This is a genomic window from Micromonospora sp. L31 (genome assembly GCF_052068075.1).
Lineage (GTDB): Bacteria > Actinomycetota > Actinomycetes > Mycobacteriales > Micromonosporaceae > Micromonospora > Micromonospora purpureochromogenes.
In genome coordinates this window covers 221,675-242,024 of sequence record NZ_JBQHDC010000005.1, presented here as the reverse complement: position 1 = coordinate 242,024, position 20,350 = coordinate 221,675, and the positions used below count along the sequence as shown (strand labels likewise).

Here is a 20,350-nt window from a genome sequence, read left to right as displayed (position 1 = left end):
CTACTGCCCGAGATCGCTTCGCGCTCGGGTCAGCCTGCGGCTCCCACCGACCGGTACACCTCCATGGTGCGGGCCGCGACGGCGTCCCAGGAGAAGTGCTCCACCGCCCGCCGCCGCCCGGCCCGGCCGAGTTCGGCGGCGCGCGTCGGGTCGGCCAGCACCTCGTTGATCCGGGCGGCCAGGTCAGCCACGAACCGCTCCGGTTCCAGCGGCCGGCCGGAGCCGTCGCCGGCCTGTTCGATCGGCACCAGCAGCCCGGTCTCGCCGTCGGCGACCACCTCGGGGATGCCGCCGGTGGCGGTCGCCACCACGGCCGTCTCGCAGGCCATCGCCTCCAGGTTGACGATGCCCATCGGCTCGTAGACGGACGGGCAGACGAAGATCGTCGCGTGCGTGAGCACCTGGATAACCTCGTGCTTGGGCAGCATCTCGGCCACCCAGACCACCCCGGAGCGGTTGGCCCGCAGCTCGCCGACCAGGCCCTCGACCTCGGCGGCGATCTCCGGGGTGTCGGGTGCGCCGGCGAGCAGCACCAGCTGGGTGCCGGCGGGCAGCTCCCGGGCCGCGCGCAGCAGGTAGGGCAGTCCCTTCTGCCGGGTGATCCGGCCGACGTAGACCACGCTGGGGCGGGACGGGTCGATGCCGAGCCGGTCGACGACGTCGGTGCCGGTGTCCGGGGCGTACTGGGCGGTGTCGATGCCGTTGTAGACCACGCGGACCCGGTCCGGGTTCACCTCCGGGTACGCGGTGAGGACGTCGCGGCGCATCCCCGCGCTGACCGCGATGATCGCGTCGGCCGCCTCCACCGCCGTGCGCTCGCACCAGGACGAGAGCGCGTACCCGCCGCCGAGCTGTTCGGCCTTCCACGGCCGCAGCGGCTCCAGGCTGTGCGCGGTCACCACGTGCGGCACGCCGTACAGCAGCTTCGCGGTGTGCCCGGCCAGGTTGGCGTACCAGGTGTGGCTGTGCACCACGTCGGTGCCGGCGCAGCCCGCGGCCATCGCCAGGTCGACGCCCATGGTGCGCAGCGCGGCGTTCGCGCCGGCCAGGCCGGCCGGTTCGGCGTACGCGGTGACGCCCGGCTCGATCCGCGGCGCGCCGAAGCAGTGCACCCGTACGTCGGCGAGTCGGCGCAGCTCGCGGGCCAGGTACTCGACGTGCACGCCGGCGCCGCCGTACACCTCGGGCGGGTACTCCCGGGTCAGCAGATCCACGCGCAGCCGTGCCGATTCCGTCATGCCCCCGCACCCTAGTGCAGAACTGTGCCCGTACGAGTGGTGAAGTCGTAGCGGGATGGATAGCGTCGGTGCATGGCTGCCAAGGTGCTCGCGATCGTCCTGGCCGGCGGAGAAGGCAAGCGCCTCATGCCGCTCACCGCGGACCGGGCCAAGCCGGCCGTCCCGTTCGGCGGGATGTACCGCATGGTCGACTTCGTCCTGTCCAACCTGGCGAACGCCGGCTTTCTCAAGATCGTCGTGCTGACCCAGTACAAGTCCCACTCGCTGGACCGGCACATCACCCAGACCTGGCGGATGTCGACGATGCTCGGCAACTACGTCACCCCGGTGCCGGCGCAGCAGCGCCGCGGCCCGTGGTGGTTCGCCGGGTCCGCCGACGCGATCTACCAGAGCTTCAACCTGATCAACGACGAGCAGCCCGACTACGTGATCGTCTTCGGGGCCGACCACATCTACCGGATGGACCCCCGGCAGATGGTGGACGACCACATCGCCTCCGGCGCCGGCGTGACCGTGGCCGGCATCCGGCAGCCGCTGTCGATGGCCGACCAGTTCGGGGTGATCGAGGTCGGCGAGGACGGCCGGCGGATCCGGGCGTTCCGCGAGAAGCCCACCGACGCGGTCGGCCTCCCCGACGCCCCGGACCAGATCTACGCCTCGATGGGCAACTACGTGTTCAGCACCGGCGCCCTCTGCGAGGCGGTCGAGCGGGACGCGGAGGACAAGACCAGCAAGCACGACATGGGCGGCAGCATCATCCCGATGCTGGTGGAGCGGGGCGAGGCCAACGTCTACGACTTCAAGGACAACGAGGTGCCGGGCAGCACCGACCGGGACCGCGGCTACTGGCGGGACGTGGGGACGCTGGACTCCTTCTACGACGCCCACATGGACCTGATCAACGTGCACCCGGTGTTCAACCTCTACAACTTCGACTGGCCGATCTACAGCAACCAGCCGCCGTACCCGCCGGCGAAGTTCGTCCACCAGTGGGGCGAGCGGGTCGGCCGGGCGGTCGGCTCGATGGTCTCGCCCGGCGCGGTGGTCTCCGGCTCGCTGGTGGAGAACTCGATCGTGTCGCCGAAGGTCAAGGTCCACTCCTGGGCGCACGTGGACGGCGCGGTGCTGATGGAGGGCGTCGAGATCGGCCGCCACGCCGTGGTCCGCCGGGCCATCCTGGACAAGAACGTCTTCGTCCCCGAGGGCGCGGAGATCGGTGTCGACCTGGAAAAGGACCGGCAGCGCTACACCGTTTCGGACAACGGCATCGTGGTGATCGGCAAGGGCCAGCGCGTGGAGCCGTGAACCAGGTGTGACCCCGGCTTCCGCCGGGAAGCAGTGAACGTCGGAGTACCGCCCTTGGAGGTTGCAGCAGTGGCCCATCCCCGCGCCGGACAGCCCGCCGAGCCCGCCGACCTGGTGGACGTGCCGCGGCTGGTGACCGCCTACTACGCCGAGCACCCGGACCCCGACGACCCGGCGCAGCAGGTCTCCTTCGGCACGTCCGGGCACCGCGGGTCGTCGCTGCGCAACGCCTTCAACTCCGACCACATCCTCGCGGTCACCCAGGCGCTCTGCGACTACCGCCGCAAGCAGGGCCTGGACGGCCCGCTCTTCCTCGCCCGGGACACCCACGCGCTCTCCGCCCCCGCCGAGGCCGACGCCCTGGAGGTGCTCGCCGCCAACGGCGTCACCGTGCTGCGGGACAGCCGCGACGGCTACACCCCCACCCCGGCGCTCTCGCACGCCGTGCTCACCCACAACCGGGGGCGCACCAGCGGCCTCGCCGACGGCATCGTCATCACCCCGTCGCACAACCCGCCCGACGACGGCGGGTTCAAGTACAACCCCACCCACGGCGGGCCCGCCGACAGTGACGTCACGAAGTGGATCCAGGACCGGGCCAACGCCATCCTGGCCGCCGGCCTCAAGGAGGTCCGGCGGATCCCGTACGCGCGGGCCCGCGCCGCGGACACCACCGGCGGGTACGACTTCCTCGCCGGCTACGTCGACGACCTGCCCGCCGCGATCGACATCGACGCGATCCGCGACGCCGGGGTGCGCATCGGCGCCGACCCGCTCGGCGGGGCCAGCGTCGCGTACTGGGGGGAGATCGCCGAGCGGCACCGGCTGGACCTGACCGTGATCAACCCGACGGTCGACCCGACCTGGCGGTTCATGACCCTGGACGGCGACGGCAAGATCCGGATGGACTGCTCCTCGCCCAACGCGATGGCCTCGCTGATCGCCGCCCGCGCCGACTACCAGGTCTCCACCGGCAACGACGCCGACGCCGACCGGCACGGCATCGTCACCCCCGACGGCGGCCTGATGAACCCCAACCACTACCTGGCGGTGGCGATCGGGCACCTGTTCCGTACCCGGGAGCAGTGGGGCCCGGCGGCGGCGGTCGGCAAGACGCTGGTCTCCTCCTCCATGATCGACCGGATCGCGGCGGACCTGGGTCGTCCGCTGCTGGAGGTGCCGGTGGGCTTCAAGTGGTTCGTGCCCGGGCTGCTCGACGGCGCGGTCGGCTTCGGCGGCGAGGAGAGCGCCGGCGCGTCCTTCCTGCGCCGCGACGGGAGCACCTGGACCACCGACAAGGACGGCATCCTGCTCTGCCTGCTCGCCTCGGAGATCATCGCCACCACCGGCCGGACCCCCAGCCAGCACTACGCCGAGCTGACCGGGCGCTTCGGCGCCCCCGCGTACGCCCGGATCGACGCCCCGGCCACCCGAGAGCAGAAGGCCGTGCTCGGCAAGCTCTCCCCGGACCAGGTGGGCGCCACCGAGCTGGCCGGCGAGCCGATCACCGCGACGCTCACCGCCGCGCCCGGCAACGGCGCGGCGATCGGCGGGCTGAAGGTGACCACCGAGTCGGGCTGGTTCGCCGCCCGCCCGTCCGGGACCGAGGACGTCTACAAGATCTACGCCGAGTCGTTCCAAGGGCCGGAGCACCTGGCCCGCATCCAGGAGGAGGCGAAGGCGCTCGTCGACGGGGTGCTGGCCAAGGCCTGACGGGGCGCGCGGTCAGCGCGGCGGGGGCAGCTCGCGGCGGTTCAACTGCTCCCGCATCCCGTCCGGCAGCAGTTCGCGCAGCTGCTCCGGCAGCAGCGGCAGGTCCAGCAGGCTGAGCTTGAGCTGTTTGCGTTCCTGGAAGCGGCGGGGGTCCAGGCGCACCACCAGCCCCGCGTCCTGCTGGTACCGCACGTGCACCGCGCCCTCGGTCGAGGCGTCCCGGATGATCACGCCGTCCATCTCCACGGCCACCGGCGCCGAGTCGGGCAGCAGCTCCAACCGGATGGTCTCGTCGCTGGAGAGCACCACCGACCGGGAGATGCCGCTCATCGGCGCCGACGGCGTCAGCACCAGCGCCTGCGTCGCCGGCGAGATCAGCGGCCCGCCCGCCGCGTAGCTGTACGCCGTCGAGCCGGTCGGCGTGCTGACCACCAGCGCGTCGCAGCGGTAGTAGCCGTACCGCTGCCCGTCGACGGCGAGGGTGGCGGTGACGAAGCCGGACCCGGGATGGCGGACGAGGGCGATGTCGTTGAACGCCACCACGTCGTCCCCGCACACGTCGCACGCCAGGCAGGCGCGCGACTCGACGGTGAAGTCGTGGGCGACCAGCCGGTCCAGCGCCCGGGGCAGATCCGGCGGCTCGACCTCGACGAGGAAGCCGAGCTTGCCCAGGTGCACCCCGAGCACCGGCTTCGGGTCCCGCACGGCCGAGCGCAGCGCACCGAGCATGGTGCCGTCCCCGCCGATGCTGATCAACGCGTCCGACCGGTGGGCCAGCTCCGCCTCCGGCACCAGCTCCACCGACGGGGGCACCCGGTGCCCGTCCTCGGCGCGGACGGCGAGGCTCTTGCCGTGCCGGGACGCCCACCGGTCGACGATCCCGACCACCTCGGAGACGTCCCGGCTGGGATGCAGCACCAGACCGAACAGGAACCCCGCCACCGGTACAGCTCATCACACGGGCCGCCGCTCCGGCAGCCGTACGGACAGGTGCGGCGGCGGTGGGACACCGCCGCCGCACCCGCGTGGCGTTACCGCCGGGGCCGTCCGCTCAGGTGCGCCAGCGACCGCGCGACCAGGTCGTCCCGGGCCGCCGGGGCCAGCCCCTCCAAGCCGAAGCCGAGATAGACGGTGTCGTCGGTGACCACCGCCGCGCCCTCGGTGAACGCCTGCTGGCTACGGGCCCAGTCGTTGCCCCCGGGCGCGGAGCCCGGCGGCGGGCCCGCCACCGTCCAACCACCCAGGTCCGGCGTCTCGAAGGAGGTCTCCGAGACGACCGTGCCGTCGGTGATCACCCGCGCGTCGTCCAGGAAGACACCCAGGCCCTGGGTGCCCCAGTCGGAGACGTACGAGATGGAGACCTCGACCTGCTTGCCGGCGTACGCCGACAGGTCGACGGCGAACTCCCGCCAGCCGCCGGAGCTGCCGGTGGCCGCGTTCCAGCTGCCGGTGCTGCCCGTGGGGGAGCAGTCGGCGCCCTGGTAGTGGGCGAGGAACGGGTGCAGGGTCTCCGCCCAGCCCGACTCGCAGCTCTCGCCGGTCTCGGTGCCGGTACGGCCGTTGGCGTCCGGCAGCGTCGTCCAGTCGTCGCTGCCCACCTCGTGCGCCTCGACGATCAGGAAGTCCCAGTTCTGCTCGATGTCGTACGAGGTGAAGAAGCGCAGCTCCCCGCTGGTCGCCGAGGTGAGGTCCACGGTGCGGGTGAGCCGCTTGTACGACTCGTCGGACCGCCCGCTGTACAGGTACCACTCGCCGGTGCGGGGGTCGAACGGGGCGCTGCCCGGCCGGGCCCAGTCCACCGCCGCCGAGCTGGCGAACTGCGGGAACCGGTCCGGGGGCAGGAAGCTCGACGTGGTGAGGAACGAGGCCGTGTGGTCCTGGTTCCCCGCCGAGCCGGGCGCGTTGAGCTGCCCCTCGAAGCCGGCGAAGGCGCCGTCCGCGCCGCGCAGCGGGTACGGCGTGCCGTCCGGGTCGCTGCCGCCGTCGCTGACGTAGTTGTACGCCCCCAGGTAGTACTGCTGGAAGTCGTTCAACAACGGCAGGCAGGTGGCGTCGTCCGGGTCGGCGCACTCCGCCACCGCCGGGTCCGGCTGGTAGACGTACGAGCCGTTGGCGGCCTGGGCGAAGAGCGCGTACTTGCCGCTGACCAGTAGCTTGCCGCCCTCGTTGAGGTAGTCGCGCACGGCCAGCTCGGTGTCGAGGGCCGCCCGGGCGGCGGTGCCGCCGACCTGGCCGGGGGAGCGCAGGATGACGTCGTCACCGGTCTCCCAGACCACCGTCCGGTAGTGCGACAGCACGCCCAGCGGGTGCGGGGCGGCGCGGCCCATCGCGTCGAAGTCGTAGACGTCGCTGCTGCGGCCGGCCTTGGCCAACGACGCGGCGATCTCGTCGGCGTACTTCGCGGTCGGGCCGCCGGTCTGCACCGGGCTGAGCCCGGTCACGTCCTCCACCGCGAGCACCAGCACGTCCCCGCCGATGGCGGTGTGCACCCGGTAGGTGAAGTGTTCGCTGGCCACCGGGCCGCTGCGCGGCTTGACCCCGGTGAACCACACCTCGACCCGGTCACCCGGCTTGGTACCGGTGACCGTGCCGCGCAGCTCGGCGTAGTAGTCGTCGTGGGTGTCGCCGTACCGTTCGCCGCCGCGCCACTCGCGGACCTTGACCGTCTTCGGGCGGCCACCGTTGACCACGTAGTGCATCCGGACGTCGCGCAGCGCGCGGCGGGTGATCGACGCGACCTGCTGGGTACGCCCGTAGGAGGTGCCGAAGGAGTCGACCACGAAGTCGGGGGTGCTGCGGCCGACCACCGACACCGGGTCGTCCGGGTCGGCCGCGGACTTCGCCACCGACAGCGCGAACGGCAGGTTCTTCGCCACCTCGGCGGAGATCAACTTCTCGTCGTCGGGGAAGATGAACCCGCTGATGCAGTCCTCCGGCCGCCACTGGTCGTCCGGGTCGGAGGCGGCCGCCGACTGGCAGGTGGACATCTCCGGGGTGAAGCCGAGCGTGCCGTAGCGGACCGTGGCGTGGCTGTCGGTGTCCCCGTTGGTGGTGTACAGCTCGGCGGAGATGTCCGGGTCGTAGCCGGGCACCGCCGGGTGCGCGTCGTCGCCGACCATCGCCTGGTAGATGACGTCGTCCGGGGTCGGGGTGCTGACCTGCCAGCCGACGCCGTAGAGCAGCAGTTGGGCGGCCGAGTGGTAGTTGACGAAGAACTCGAAGCCGACCCGCTTGAAGAGCCGGTCCAGCGCCTTCGTCTCCGGCTCGGAGTCGGGCGCGGGACCACGGTAGGTGTCGCTGTTCGGCTCCGGTGAGGAGCCCTCGTCGTCGTAGCCCCACTTGTAGCTGAAGTTGCGGTTCAGGTCGACGCCGTCGGCGGTGGTGACCTGCCCGTCACCGTCGTTGTCGCGCAGGTTCTTGCGCCACAGCCGGTTGCCCGGGGTAAAGGTGTGGTCGTAGCCGTCCGGGTTCGCCACCGGCAGGAACCACAGCTCCGTGCGGTCCACCAACCGGGTGATCTCCGGGTCGCTGCCGTAGTTGTCCAGCACGTGGTGCAGCAGGCGGCGGGTCATCTCCGGGGTGATCCACTCGCGGGCGTGCTGCGCGCTGCCGTAGAGCACCGCCGGGCGTCGCCCGTCCGGCACGGTCCGCGCGTTCTTCGTCACCTTCACCGCCAGGATCGGCTTGCCCTGGACGGTGCGGCCGATCGTCTCCAGCTTGGCCAGCTTCGGGAAGCGCGCTGCCGTGGCGGTGATCTCGTCCCGGAGGCCACCGGGCTCGCTGTACGACCGGAACGCGTCCCAGCCGGCCGCCGCCTGCTCGCGCAGCGCCCGGGAGGCCTCCTTGCCGCGCACCTTCTTGACCTCCAGCCGCACGCCCTGGTCGGCCAGGCGCGCCGCCTCCCGTCTGCTGAGCACCGTCTCGACCCGGGTGGCCCCGTTCTCATCGGTGCCGCGGTGGTCGTGGCCGAGGTCGACGCCGGACGCGCGCAGCTTCTCCAGCTGTTGCGGGTCGAGCGTGCCGACGTACACCTCCAAGCTGTCGCGGCCGCCCGGGTCAGACGGTGGCCGTGCGCTCGCCGGTGCGGTCAGCGCCAGCGCGCCGACCAGGGTGAACACGCCGGCGATCGCCAGCCGTGTTGGTCTCATCGCATCCCCTTCGGTGGAAGGACCGGTAACGGAGAGCCTTCCCAACATGACTCACGCGTGTCAATGGGGCGCTCGGCTCCGCCGGTGTCCCGGGATGCCGTCACTGTCGTCGGTGGTGGCCCACCTGGCCGGCCTGCCTTCGTAACCCGCATTCTGTCGCCTCGTTTAGGGAGGTGCTGATGAATGGGCGGTGCGGCGAAGATCAGGACGCCCCGACGGTCGGCAGCCAACCCAGGGAGCGATTGGAGGTGGATGCGTTGACGCGGGCGAAGGTGATGTTCGCGGAGCGTCGTCGGCAACTCGCCCGGAAGGCTGCCCTGCATGACGAGCGCCGGGCGCACCCCCGACCGCTACCGGCGCGGACGCCCAGTCAGGTGGGCCGATCGTCCGGCTGTGAAGAACGCCCGGGCCGAGTTCACGCCGTTCCTCGCCGTCGGCGTCGAATTCCGCAAAGTCATCTGTTCCACGAACGCGATCGAGAGCGTCAACGCCCGCAATCCGCAAGGCCGTACGCGCCCGCGGGTGCCTCCCCAACGAGCAAGCAGCACTCAAGTGCGTGTACATGGCCCTGATGAGCCTGGACCTCACCGGCACCGGCCGCCGCCGATCCACACTTCCAGGCGGATGATTTCCGGATACACCCGCGGGTTGATTAAAGGCCTTAATATTGCACTTCGGGCTTGTCTAATTGCGTTGGAGGAGTGAGTGATTTTCGCCATGTACCGTGGCCCGGGCCAGCTCGATTGGCGCCGGCAGGTTGAGGAGCATGCCCGCTGGCTCGGCCTGGTATCGGCGTATGTCACGTATGGAGCCTTTACGTGCGCACAGCTCTCCAAGCTCGGGGAATCCCCTGCGATCAGTCAGATCGGTGATGCGATCCGGCTTCGTACGACGCGATCAACGGCGGCCAACGCCATGGCGATCGCGGCCAGCGAGCCGACTGGGAACGACATCCGGATCGATCACCGGCTGGGCACTGACACCGTGCAGGTCCACGTACCGCCAGCTACGCCGGAACAGGTGGTCTTCCGGGCTGCGGACGGCGCCTTCTGCCTCAGCAACGACCTACGCCTCCTCGGCCGTATCGGGCGCAGTCGCCTCGATCGCCGCGCGGTGCACGCGCTCCTGCAGTACGGCGCCATCCCGGCTCCGCTCACCCTGCTGTCCGGCGTCGAGCGTGCGGCACCCGGGCATGTCACCAGCATTGATATCAGGAGCGGCGTGGCAACCGCCGCCGTCGATCCCCTTCAGCCACGCGAGGCTGCCGATGGCATACGCTTCGATCGATGTCTCGACGCCATCCTTGACACCGCGCCCAAGGGTTCGGTACTGACCTTCAGCGGTGGAGTGGATTCGGGGCTTCTCGCGGCCCGACTGTCCGCCCTGCGGCGTACCGATGTCTGGTTGCTCAACTTCTCCTTCGGCGACGCCGACCCGGAAGCGAAGCATGCGGCCGCGATGGCCAGGCATTTCCACCTGGACTTCGAGCAGACGACCTACGAGTCCACGGAGATGAACGCGTTTCTGGCCGACATCGGCCGCGACTACACGTACCCGTTCGGGGATTTCGCCACCATATCTGCCAACTTGATGGTGCGGGCCGGCATCAAGATGGCCCCCGACGCCCCGCAGTTCATCGACGGAACCGGCGCGGACGGCGCTTTCGGCGTCGGTCAACTGGCAAGGTGGCAAAAGCTCTACCGGCTGCCTCGGCCGCTACTGCTTGGCGCAGCAGGGCTCTACTCCTGGGCCGGACTATGGCGGCGGCCAAGCCGGTTCGAACATCGCACGAGGGCTCTTCGGCGAGCCGCCCAAATGCCGCTCTTGGAAGCCGCGGTGGTGGCAACCAATGCACTCGACGGCGTCCTCTACCGCTTGCCCCCGCCGGACCGCGCGTACCTGTCGCGGGCGATACGCACGTACATCATCGACTGCGCGCCCTCGACCGACGTCCGTGACCAGTATCAATGGCTGGACCTTCTCCATGTCTGCGCCGGCGAGTATGCGGCCAAGAGCTTCGATCCATTGCGCATGCGGGGAGTACGTGCATCCTTCCCTTTCCTGGAGCCAGATCTGCTCGCCGAAGCGTTCGCCATGCCGCGGGAGATCAAGTACACCTTCCGAGATGCCAAACTAGCGCTGAAAAACAGCCTTGCCGCGTCCGTACCGGCTGAGCTGGTCTACCGCCCCAAGTCCGGTTTCGTTCCGCCGCTAGACCGGTGGCTGACCGAGGAGCCGCTGCGTGGTGTTGTGCAGCGGATCTCGGCAGAACCTGGGGCATTGGCCGATTACCTCGAGATCACCCGTCTACGGCGGATCGTCGAACGCGCTGCAGAGGGCCAGCCGTTGACCCAGGGTGTGAGGAACTTCGTCTGGATGGTGACTTTCTTGAAGCTCTGGTTGGATCAGCAGCCGTGGTTTGCCGATTAGCCTCGCGCCTTCAGGCTGGCGGTGGTGGGTCGGGAACATGAAAGTGCTTTCTCTGGGTTGGGCGGATGTGACTTGGCGGCCGCGCCACCGGCGCGCCGGAGCGCTGCTCGTCACCTGCCGACGGCAGTGGAGGAACGGGGCCGGTCACGATCCTGACCGGCGGCAGCGGTGTGCGACCCGTTCGCCCTCGTGCGTCCGTACCAGCGCAACGCGGCCAGCGCGACCAAGACGCCGGCGACGGCCGCTTCCGCGATGCAGGTTGCGGCGGCGACGCCCGTCGGACCGAGCGTCAGGGCCTGGACGAGCAGTCCACCGGTGACCACCACGGCGATGGACACGGCCACCCGGGTGGCGGCCCGGTAGTTGCCGTCGCCAATGCGATTCAGCATGAAGGCCCGGTTGACCGTGGCGAACGGGAGGGCGAGCGCCAGCAGTTGTAACCAGATCGCCGATTCGGGGATCGGCAGGCCGAGCAGGCTGGTGGCCATCCAGGGAGCCCAGGCGACGACGCCTGCGGCGATCACCGCCCCGGTGGTCACGGAGATAACCTCGGCCTCCCGGCTGACCGCACCGGTCGGCCCCAGATTGTGCCGGCGCCGCGTGCGCATCGCCATCGGCACCCGCAGCCCGCTGAAGACGACGGCGACCAGCGCCTGATAGACGCTGACCAGGGCACCGAAGCAGCCCACGACGTGCGGGCTGGCGACCAGGGAGAGGGCGATCGTGCCGGCTCGCCCGGTGAGCGACTCCGCGAAGCTGTGGGTGAACAGTTGCCGGTTCAACCGGAACGCCCGCCTCGCCCACGAGGGCGACAACCCGGTCCACATCGGGGGGCCGCCGGACGGGCTGCGGCAGACAAGCGCCTCGGTCGTGGCCAGGTAGGCGGCCGCGCCGGCCGCCAGCGCGATCGTCAGCGGCACGCCGGCGATCAGCAGCACCAGCGCGAAGAGCCGGGTGGCGGTCATCGCTGCCGAGGCCGCGATGAATCTCATCTGGCGGACGAGATCGCTGAAGCGTAGCTCGGCGAGACTGTTCAGGATCATTACGCCGCCGGCGCTCAGCAGGGCCACCGTCCCGTACCCGCGACCGCCGTACAGCCAGGCGAGCAGCACGGTGGCGGCGGCCATGGCCGGCGCCGCGATCAGCAGGCGCTGACAGCGGACCGACCGACGTTCGTCCTCGTTCCCCGTCGCATAGAGGAGCGACGATCCGCCCATGATCAGAATCGCGATCCAGGTGAGCGCGGCGGTCATGACGCTGTAGGCGGCGATTTCACCGGTCTGCCCCTGCCGTGCGCTGTAAGCGAGTATCCCGGCGTTGAGTACGCCACTCACCAGACTCGACGCAGACGCCACGATGGTGTTCGACCGGACTCCTGTCGCGCGGGTCCGGCCCGCCCTGGGAGGCGCGGCGGGCGAGGGGGCCATCGTCTCCCGCGTCAACCGGTCGTTCAAGCGCATTCCTTTCGCGGCAACGAGCGGGTCGACGAGCCAATGGTTGATTGCCCGCCGGTGAGGCTGGCCCCACAGGCTCCCGACGATCCGGCGTCAGTGCCCCCGACTGTCAGCCTGATCCGGTCGAGAATGTTCAGACGGCTCCGACGAGCCCAGCTCCCGATCCCTGGTCACCATCGTGACCTCGACCGCTGGCGACACGACGTCGAGCAACTGGGCGATGGATCGGGCTGGCCCCCCGGCGCGAAATCCCGGCTCGAAGAAGTCACCCGTCAGCAGCACACGAATCGGCCGGAAGGGTGCCGGTGGATGGGTGTTTTCCCCGGGACGTGCCGTGGGTCGCCCCTGATGGACCGTCACGGCGAATCCCCTGGGCCGAGAATATGGTTCGAAGCTGAGCGCGTGTTGCCGCCAAGGGGGGCGTCGGACAATTCAGCCACGCTGGACTAACGCTGAAGAGTTCGAGTCGGTGACGCCGGAACTGCTCGGTCGGAGTGTCGGCGCTCAGCCGGAGCGCCCGTGTCGACGGCCTCGGACACGTCCCGGGTCGGATGCGGACCTGCCCGAACCGGTACCTCCCCACCGGATTCCACCTCAATCCCGCGGGCCGCGCCCGTCCCACGGGCGTGGCGGCGGGCAGCCGCCACGATAACCCTAAATGCGATATAACGCATTTTTAGCCGGTAATCTCCAGGAACGTCGCAGGGCGTTCCGCGTCGCCGGGCGCCTACCTGACTCGAACGTTGCATTCCAGGATTTTCCCGGAGGAACGGACAGCATGAACAAGATCACTGTTCGCGAGCTGGTGCGGCACGGCCTACACGCCACGTCACTCGACCAGCTCCTGCTCCGACGCCGCGCGTCCCGCGGTCTGGACGTGAGCTACCTGCGGACGGGGGCCCGTAAGGAGGCGTTCGAGCGAATCTACCGACAGGGGATCTGGCTGGTCGGTCCGAACCACGACTGCCTCTCCGGCGCCGGCTCCCGGCTGGAGGCGACGGCCGTGCTCCAGGCCGAGCTGCCGAAGATGATCGCGCACCTCGGCGCCGACTCCCTGTTGGACGTCGGATGTGGCGACTTCACCTGGATGCGGCACGTGCAACTCGGGGTTCCCTACCTGGGGGTGGACATCGTCGAGTCGGTCATCGAGGAGAACCAGAGGCGGCACGGCTCCCCGCTGCGGGAGTTCCGGTGCGTCGACGCGGTCACCGAGCGGCTGCCCGCCGCCGATGTCGTGCTCTGCCGGGAGGTCCTCTTTCACCTTTCGTTCGCCGACGCGACGAGCCTGTTGTCGAACATCCGGGCGTCCGGCGCTCGGTACCTCATCGCGACGACCGACGAGGCGACCGCGTTCAACGCCGACATCCGCACCGGCGACTTTCGGGTGCTCAACCTGCGCAAGCGTCCGTTCCACCTGCCAGCGCCGCTGTACGAGATCAGGGACGACGCGGTCCAGGACGGGCGGGTCATGGGCGTCTGGCGGATCGCCGACCTGTGAACGGCGCGGACCGGGTCGACCGCAGGGCCGGGCGCGTACCGCCGCGACCCGCGGTCACCGCCGATCCCGGCCTGCCGGCGGCGGGTTGATGATCAGGCCGACAGCCGGCCACGCCGGCGCAGCACGGCCAGGCCGAGCGCCGCAGCGGTGAGCACCTCGGCCGCGAGGGTGGCGGCGGCCGCCCCGGTCGGGCCCGCCAGGGGTATGGCCACCAGCGCCAGCGGAGTGATCAGCCCGGCGTTGAGCAGCATGATCCGGGTGGCCTGCCGGTACGCCGCGTCGCCGATCTGGTTGAGGGTGACCGCCCGGACGACCGTCAGGAAGGGCAGCGCGGCGGCCAACAGCATCAGCCAGAGCACCGCCCCGGGCGACGGCAGTCGGAGCAGGTCGCCGACGATCCACGGGGCGGCGACCATGGTCACCGCCGCGATCATCGCCGCGCCGAGGACGGCCACCAGCTCCGCCTGTCGATCGGGTGCGGCGCTGCCGATGCCCTGCCGGCTGCGCACGCGCCCGACCATCGGCCGAGGTTGTTGCCCATGGCGACCGCCCCCACCGCCAGCATGGCTGGCCACTCGTAGCCGGAGCGGCGGTAGAACGCACCCACCGCCAGCGTGCCGAGCGCCATGATCGGCAGGGTCAGGAAGACCCACTGGCTGCGCACCGCGCGGCGTTGCCCCGCGTCTCCGCTGATGTACAGCAGTGGCGAGTTGCCGGCGACGGCGACGGCGACGAGGGTCAGGGCGGCGGTGACGACGGCGTAGGTGGCGATCTCCCCGGTCTGGCCGTTTCGGGCGCTCAGCGCGAGCACCGCCGCGTTCAGCAGACCGCTCGCCAGCCCCGAGGAGGAGACGATCAACGAGTTGCGGGTGGACGAGGGGAGCTGAGGCAGTATCTGCGGGCGTCGGTGGCGCGGTGTCGGCGTGTCGGTGCCGGAGAGCGGTGGACCGCTGGCGTGAGTCGTGCGGTTCGAGGACTTCGTCCGCAACATCCACTGACCGCCCCCCAAATGCTGAATCCCCTGTCGAAGGGTTCCTACCACCGATAAAGCTGACCAAAGGTGATTTCGGGGCTTCTGAATGGCGCTCTGTTTCATGCCGTCGGAAGCGGCGGTCAAGGATTACCGCGCTTGTCGCGGTCATCCGTGACCTCCACGTGCGGAAACAGGTTTGTATGACGGGCGGCCCCGGTATCCGGCCGGACCGACCCCCAGCAGGCTCTTCGGGTCGGTGTTTGAGGTGATCGCATGCGTACGGAGGCGAGGTCGGTGTGAGCGGAGACCGCGGGTTGCTGTCGATCGACATCGACCAGACGTCGGACCGGACACCGGTGACCTACCGCGTACTGGCCACCAGCCGGGCCTTCCAGCCGGGCTTCCGCGGCGGAGGTCCGGTCCGATCCCTGGAGAAGATCCTGGACAGCTGTCCGGCGCACGTCGAGGTCATGCTCGTCACGCGCGACCGGGACCTGGGCACGCCCGACCCGTACCCCGGCCTCTCGGGGCGGTGGTCGCGCCGCCGGGGGGCGCTGGTCCACTATCTGCGGGTCGGTGACGTCCGCAACTGGGTGCGCCTGGCCCGGCAGTTGCGGGCCCGCCGGATCGACCTGCTCTACGTCAACAGCCTGTGGTCGCTCTTCTCGCAGGTGCCGGTGCTCGCGGCCGCCGTGGGGCTGCTGCCGGTGCGCAGCATCCTCCTGGCGCCCCGGGGTGAACTCTCGCCGGGCGCGCTGCGCCTCAAGGCCAGCAAGAAGCGGCTCTTCCTGCTGTTCTGGGCGCCGCTGCTCAAGCGGCTGCGGGTCCGTTGGCATGCCTGCAGCGATCTGGAGGCACGGCACATCGCCGCGCGGTTCCCCTGGGCCCGGATCATCGTGCACCACCAGGAGACGTCCCTGCCCGACGACCCGAGGTCGCCGCAGGACCGTCCCGACGGGCCGCTGCGCCTGGTCTTCATCAGCCGGATCTCGCCGATGAAGAACCTCGACCTGGCACTCGCCGCCCTGCGCAAGGTGACCCGGCCGGTGAACTTCGACATCTTCGGCCCACTCGAGGATCAGGCCTACTGGGCGCGCTGCCAGCGGCTGATGGCCGGCATGCCGGCGAACGTCGCGGTCCGCTACCGCGGAGCGCTGCCGCCCGAGCAGGTGATCCGTACCTTCAACGAGTACGACGCCTTCCTGCTGCCTACCCGGGGCGAGAACTTCGGTCACGTCATCCTGGAGAGCCTGGCAGCGTCCTGCCCGCTGATCTGCTCTGGCGAGACCCCGTGGAACGATCTGATCGAGGCCGGCGGCGGCGCTGTCGTGCGGCCCCTCACCGCCGACGCGGTCGCCGCCGGAGTGGAACGCTTCGCCGCCCTCTCGCCGACGGACCGCCGGCGGGCCAGGGACCGCGCCGCGGAGGCCTTCGGGGCCTGGCGCGGCCAGCAGCGCTTCACCAACCTCTTCGAAGAGGTACGCCTGCTGGGCTGACCGCGCCGCCGGGTCATCTCGGATCCGCCGCCACATCCACCATTTCGATCGGTGACGTTTCTCGTCGACTCCACGATTCGTTGTGTTTACGGGCGCACGGTGCGTCGGACACCGGTCGCCGGTCGGAAGGGACGTGAGATGACGCGGGTTGTGACGGTGGTAGGGACGCGACCGGAGATCATCCGGCTATCCCGGGTCATTGACCGGCTCGACCGCACGGTCGACCAGGTGCTCGTCCACACGGGGCAGAACTGGGATCCGGCGCTGTCCGACGTGTTCTTCCGCGAGCTACGGATGCGCGAACCCGACCGGTTCCTCAACGTCGACACCACGTCGCTGGGCCGGATGCTGGGCGGGGTGCTCGCCGGTGTCGAGGACGTCATCCGGGAGGTCCGGCCGGACGCGATGCTGATCCTCGGCGACACGAACAGTTCCATCGCCGCCCTCATCGGCCGGCGGATGCGGGTGCCGGTTTACCACATGGAGGCCGGCAACCGGTGCTTCGACCTGAACGTGCCGGAGGAGACCAACCGACGCCTCGTCGACCACGTCTCGGACTTCAATCTGGTCTACACCGAACACGCCCGGCGCAACCTGCTGGCCGAGGGGCTGCACCCCCGCCGCATCCTGCACACCGGGTCACCGATGCGTGAAGTGCTGGATCACTACCGCGCCGACATCAACGCCTCGACCGTGCTCCGGCAGCTGGAACTCGACCCGGGCGGCTACTTCCTGGTGAGCGCCCACCGCGAGGAGAACGTGGACCAGCCGGAGCGGCTGCGCCAGCTGCTCGGCTGCCTGCGGGCGGTACGCGACGAGTGGGACCTGCCGGTGATGGTGTCCACCCACCCGCGCACCCGCAAACGGCTTGAGGCGCTCGCCCCCGACCCCAGCGACCTCGACGGCCTGGCCTTCCACGAACCATTCGGCCTCTTCGACTACATCCAGCTCCAGCGCAACGCCCGCTGCACGCTCTCGGACAGCGGCACCATCAGCGAGGAGGCGGCGATCGTGGGCTTCCCCGCGGTGACGCTGCGGGAGTCCATCGAGCGTCCCGAGGCATTGGACGTCGGCAGCGTCATCATGACCGGACTGGATCCGACCGGCGTGTCGGAGGCCGTCCGGGTCACGGTTGACCAGAGCCGGGAAGGCGTCCCGTGCCCCGCCGACTACCAGGTGCGCGACACCTCCCGCCGGGTCGTCGACTTCATGCTGTCCACCGTCCGCCGGCACCACGGGTGGGCCGGCATCCGGCGGTGAGGCCGGCCCCGGGACCGGTCAGGACCGGTCTCGGGCCGACCCGGCTCACGGTCGGGAGCGGCTGGCCGAGGTGCGCCGGCGCCCGGGCGACCAGGTCGTCCCGGGCGGCCGGGGCCAGTCCCACCAGGCCGAAGCCGAGGTACACGGTGTCGTCGGTGACCACCGCCGCGCCCTCGGAAAACGCCTGCTGGCTGTGGGCTCAGTCGTTGGCGCCGGGCGCCGGGCGCGGAGCCGGGCGGCCGCCGGGCCACCGTCCAGCCGCCCAGGTCCGGCGTCTCGAACGAAGATCTCGGCGGTGAACACCTTCCAGCCGCTCGAGGAACCGGTGGCCGTGTTCCAATGCCGGTGCTGCCGATCGAGGGGCAGTCGGCGGCCTGGTAGTGGGCGAGGAACGGGGTGCAACTCGGCCCAGCCACCGGCGCAGCTGTCCCCGGTCTCCGTACCGGTGAGGCCGCCGGCGTCCGGCAGCGTGGTCCAGGCGTCGCTGCCCGCCTCGTGCGTCTCGACGATGAGGAAGTCCCAGTTCTCCTCGATGTCGTACGTGGTACCCGAGTGCCTGACCTGGCCGCCGGGCCCGCCGCCACCCGGGCGGACACACTCGTTCGGCCGGGCGACCACCCGGCTGGACGAGTGTCCGAGGTCGGTCAGCTGGCCGGAGCCAGACTTGCCAGGCGTCCCGCCGGCAAGTTCCACCGCGACATCGCCTCGTGCAATTGGCTGATCATCTCCGGCCAGGCGGGCGGGCGGTACCCCGTGGCGGCGAAGAGCGCGTCGGCCGACAGGGATCGGTCGCAGCGGAAGCCGTCCTCGGGCAGGATCCGTCCCGTCCAGCCGTAGGTGCGGGCGACGAGCCGGAGCAGGTCGTACTTGGACACGGGCGCGGCCGCGAGGTGGTAGAGCCCCTGAAGATCCTCGCGCGGCAGCACGACCGTCCTGAGGAAGTGGGCGAACTCGGTGGTGGTGACCCCGGTGTAGATCGCCTTGGTGTAGCCCTGGACGTCGGTCGTCTGGGACAGGAACCAGTCCACGAGTGACCGGTTGCTGGTCAGCTCGTGGCCGATGATGGACGTCCGAAGCGTGAGGGTTGGGGGAGCGGTCTCCCCGAGCAGCTTGGACCGACCGTAAAGGTCCGGGGGATCGGGAATGTCCGTCTCCATGTAGTTGCCACGGTCGCCGGAAAAGACACAATCGGTGCTCACGCTGACCAGGCGGACACCGCGCGTCCCGCACTCGTGGGCCAGGATCTGGGGAAGGAGCGCGTTGATCGTGACCGTGCGGACGGCGTCGTGCACATCGGACCGTTGCTTGATCACACCGACGCCGTTGACCACCAGGTCGGGTCGGACGTCGTCCAGCAGGCGACAGACGCGGTCGGTGTCGAGAGCGTCGACGCCGGGCGTGATGCGACGTGCGAGGTGCGGCGGGAAGAAGCGTGACAGGTCGTCAGCGGAGCGGGCCGAGCCGAACACGTCCAGCTCACCGCCGCGGTCCAGTTCTCGCAGCAACGTGTGCCCCAGCATTCCGGTGGCGCCGAGGACGAGCACCCGCTGACTCATGCCATCTCCTGTCCCCGCCCGCGTGGCACCCTGCCGGTGTGCCGGGCCGCGCAGGCGACGGCCACGTCCGCGAGCAGCTGCGAGCTGACGGATTCGCTCATGTGTTCGAGGTAGTAGGCGCGCCCGGCCTGCCCCATGGCTCGCCGGCGGTCTGCGGAGGCGGCGTGCGCCTGTCGGAGCGCCGCGGCCAGTCCGGCCGGATCGCCCGGCGGGCAGGTGAGGCCCGCACCGGCCTCGTCGACCACCCTCGACGCGTCACCCGGTACGCAGGCCACCACCGGCTGCCCGCAGGCGAAGATCGACTGGATCTTGCTCGGCATGGTGATCCTGAACAGCGGTTCGTCCGCCAGGGACACCAGCTGGATGTCGGCCGAGGCCATCAGGCCGGCCATCCGCTCCGGTGGCTGCGCCGGCAGGAAGTGCACGGTACGCAGGCGGAGCCGGTCGGCCAGCGACTGCAGCGCGCGCTTCTCGATGCCGTCACCGACCAACACGAGGTGGACGTCCGATAGATCGTCGAGGCGTGCCAGGGCTTCGATCGCGACGTCGAGTCGCTGGGCCATGCCGTGATTGCCGCCGTACATCACGACGAACTCGTCGGTGAGGCCCAACTGCCGGCGCAGCTCCCCGTCGGGCTCCGTCGGGTGCATGACCTTCTCGTCGACCCAGTTGTAGACGACGGAGACCCGGTCCGGGGCCACTCCCCGGGCGACGATCGCATCGCGTTGGCCCGGAGACGTGACGGTGACGTGGTCCGCGCGCCGGTACGTCTGGTTGGTGAACCAGCTGAGGGCGTTCTCCGCGACCCGCCGGCTCACGCCCCCGGTCAGGAACCCGGACGCGAAGACCGAGTCGGGCCAGAGGTCCATCACCATGGCCACGTAGGGCGTCCGCCACCGGAGCCGGGCGGTCATGGCCGCCGTCGCGGCTGTGGCCGGGCCGGAATAGACCAGCGCCACGTCGGCGCCCCGGAGCGCCTTCGCGCCGAGGGCCGAGGACGAGGCGGCGTAGCTGAGGTAGTTCGCGGCCCGGCCCGCCGCCGAGTGGTTGTGGCTGGGGTAGAGCGGGGTCCGGACAACGCGCAGGCCGTGCTCCGTTCCGGTCGTCCGACGCCAGGCCCGATATCCCGGCTTGAGCTTGCCGTCGGGATAGTTCGGCATGCCGGTCAGGACGTCCACCTCGAATCCCCGCCGGTGCAGGGAGTGGGCGATGCTCAGCGGGACGGGGGTGGGCTCGGGTGGGAACCACTGGGTGATGAGTGTCACCCGGCAGGGCGCCT

The 20,350-nt window shown here is 70.3% G+C and carries 14 protein-coding genes and 2 pseudogenes; 7 read left to right on the top strand and 9 right to left on the bottom strand.

The window, feature by feature from the left end; translation table 11 throughout:
* Positions 1–29 precede the first annotated feature (29 nt).
* Positions 30–1,238, bottom strand: a complete 1,209-nt coding sequence (gene glgA / locus ACTMS9_RS16430) for a glycogen synthase (RefSeq protein ID WP_441147978.1) — start codon at positions 1,236–1,238, stop codon at positions 30–32.
* A 72-nt stretch (positions 1,239–1,310) separates the two neighbouring features.
* Here glgA and glgC point away from each other — a divergent pair, with 72 nt between their 5' ends.
* Both glgC and pgm read left to right on the top strand, forming a co-directional pair.
* Positions 1,311–2,543 (top strand): glucose-1-phosphate adenylyltransferase, encoded by a 1,233-nt coding sequence (glgC, locus tag ACTMS9_RS16425; protein WP_280837472.1) that lies wholly within the window; start codon positions 1,311–1,313, stop codon positions 2,541–2,543.
* A gap of 69 nt (positions 2,544–2,612) precedes the next feature.
* A complete protein-coding gene (gene pgm, locus ACTMS9_RS16420) occupies positions 2,613–4,256 on the top strand; it encodes a phosphoglucomutase (alpha-D-glucose-1,6-bisphosphate-dependent) (RefSeq protein WP_441147979.1) in 1,644 nt (547 codons plus the stop codon).
* 12 nt (positions 4,257–4,268) lie between these two features.
* Here the strand turns inward: pgm and ACTMS9_RS16415 are convergent, their stop codons facing one another.
* Together ACTMS9_RS16415 and ACTMS9_RS16410 are read right to left on the bottom strand one after the other, a co-directional pair.
* Positions 4,269–5,198: an NAD(+)/NADH kinase gene (locus ACTMS9_RS16415; RefSeq protein WP_441147980.1), complete on the bottom strand. Its 930-nt coding sequence runs from the start codon at positions 5,196–5,198 to the stop codon at positions 4,269–4,271.
* 89 nt (positions 5,199–5,287) lie between these two features.
* Positions 5,288–8,404, bottom strand: a complete 3,117-nt coding sequence (locus ACTMS9_RS16410) for a M14 family zinc carboxypeptidase (protein WP_441147981.1) — start codon at positions 8,402–8,404, stop codon at positions 5,288–5,290.
* 396 nt (positions 8,405–8,800) lie between these two features.
* Between ACTMS9_RS16410 and ACTMS9_RS16405 the strand changes: the two are divergent.
* A pseudogene (locus ACTMS9_RS16405) lies at positions 8,801–9,011 on the top strand (transposase); the annotation flags it as partial.
* Between the two features lie 98 nt (positions 9,012–9,109).
* A complete protein-coding gene (locus ACTMS9_RS16400) occupies positions 9,110–10,834 on the top strand; it encodes an asparagine synthase-related protein (RefSeq protein WP_441165365.1) in 1,725 nt (574 codons plus the stop codon).
* Positions 10,835–10,944: 110 nt separating this feature from the next.
* On the opposite strand, the gene ACTMS9_RS16395 is transcribed toward ACTMS9_RS16400, so the two are convergent.
* A complete protein-coding gene (locus ACTMS9_RS16395; protein ID WP_441147983.1) occupies positions 10,945–12,168 on the bottom strand; it encodes a hypothetical protein in 1,224 nt (407 codons plus the stop codon).
* An 898-nt stretch (positions 12,169–13,066) separates the two neighbouring features.
* Here ACTMS9_RS16395 and ACTMS9_RS16390 point away from each other — a divergent pair.
* Complete coding sequence (locus ACTMS9_RS16390) at positions 13,067–13,786, top strand: class I SAM-dependent methyltransferase (RefSeq protein ID WP_441165364.1); 720 nt, start codon at positions 13,067–13,069, stop codon at positions 13,784–13,786.
* Positions 13,787–13,878: 92 nt separating this feature from the next.
* On the opposite strand, the gene ACTMS9_RS16385 is transcribed toward ACTMS9_RS16390, so the two are convergent.
* Positions 13,879–14,241, bottom strand: coding sequence for a hypothetical protein (locus tag ACTMS9_RS16385; RefSeq protein WP_441165363.1), 363 nt, complete (start codon positions 14,239–14,241; stop codon positions 13,879–13,881).
* A complete protein-coding gene (locus ACTMS9_RS16380) occupies positions 14,217–14,645 on the bottom strand; it encodes a hypothetical protein (RefSeq protein ID WP_441165362.1) in 429 nt (142 codons plus the stop codon). Before ACTMS9_RS16380 ends, ACTMS9_RS16385 begins: the two co-directional genes overlap by 25 nt.
* Before the next feature lie 410 nt (positions 14,646–15,055).
* Here ACTMS9_RS16380 and ACTMS9_RS16375 point away from each other — a divergent pair, with 410 nt between their 5' ends.
* Together ACTMS9_RS16375 and wecB are read left to right on the top strand one after the other, a co-directional pair.
* A complete protein-coding gene (locus tag ACTMS9_RS16375) occupies positions 15,056–16,255 on the top strand; it encodes a glycosyltransferase family 4 protein (protein ID WP_441165361.1) in 1,200 nt (399 codons plus the stop codon).
* 138 nt (positions 16,256–16,393) lie between these two features.
* On the top strand, positions 16,394–17,515 hold the full coding sequence (gene wecB, locus ACTMS9_RS16370; protein ID WP_441147985.1) for a non-hydrolyzing UDP-N-acetylglucosamine 2-epimerase: 1,122 nt from the start codon (positions 16,394–16,396) through the stop codon (positions 17,513–17,515).
* A 67-nt stretch (positions 17,516–17,582) separates the two neighbouring features.
* On the opposite strand, the pseudogene ACTMS9_RS16365 reads toward wecB, so the two are convergent.
* The 3 genes and pseudogenes from ACTMS9_RS16365 to ACTMS9_RS16355 form a co-directional block, all read right to left on the bottom strand.
* Positions 17,583–18,061, bottom strand: a pseudogene (locus tag ACTMS9_RS16365) (zinc carboxypeptidase); the annotation flags it as partial.
* A gap of 98 nt (positions 18,062–18,159) precedes the next feature.
* Positions 18,160–19,071, bottom strand: coding sequence for a dTDP-4-dehydrorhamnose reductase family protein (locus ACTMS9_RS16360; RefSeq protein WP_441165360.1), 912 nt, complete (start codon positions 19,069–19,071; stop codon positions 18,160–18,162).
* Complete coding sequence (locus ACTMS9_RS16355; protein WP_441147987.1) at positions 19,068–20,336, bottom strand: glycosyltransferase family 4 protein; 1,269 nt, start codon at positions 20,334–20,336, stop codon at positions 19,068–19,070. Before ACTMS9_RS16355 ends, ACTMS9_RS16360 begins: the two co-directional genes overlap by 4 nt.
* Between the last annotated feature and the right edge of the window lie 14 nt (positions 20,337–20,350).

Bases quoted from the DNA above. Each gene is read 5' to 3' on its own strand.
- ACTMS9_RS16390 (WP_441165364.1), top strand. From the start codon at position 13,067: ATGAACAAGATCACTGTTCGCGAGCTGGTGCGGCACGGCCTACACGCC.
- glgA (WP_441147978.1), bottom strand. From the start codon at position 1,238: ATGACGGAATCGGCACGGCTGCGCGTGGATCTGCTGACCCGGGAGTAC.
- ACTMS9_RS16360 (WP_441165360.1), bottom strand. From the start codon at position 19,071: ATGAGTCAGCGGGTGCTCGTCCTCGGCGCCACCGGAATGCTGGGGCAC.
- glgC (WP_280837472.1), top strand. From the start codon at position 1,311: ATGGCTGCCAAGGTGCTCGCGATCGTCCTGGCCGGCGGAGAAGGCAAG.
- wecB (WP_441147985.1), top strand. From the start codon at position 16,394: ATGACGCGGGTTGTGACGGTGGTAGGGACGCGACCGGAGATCATCCGG.
- ACTMS9_RS16410 (WP_441147981.1), bottom strand. From the start codon at position 8,404: ATGAGACCAACACGGCTGGCGATCGCCGGCGTGTTCACCCTGGTCGGC.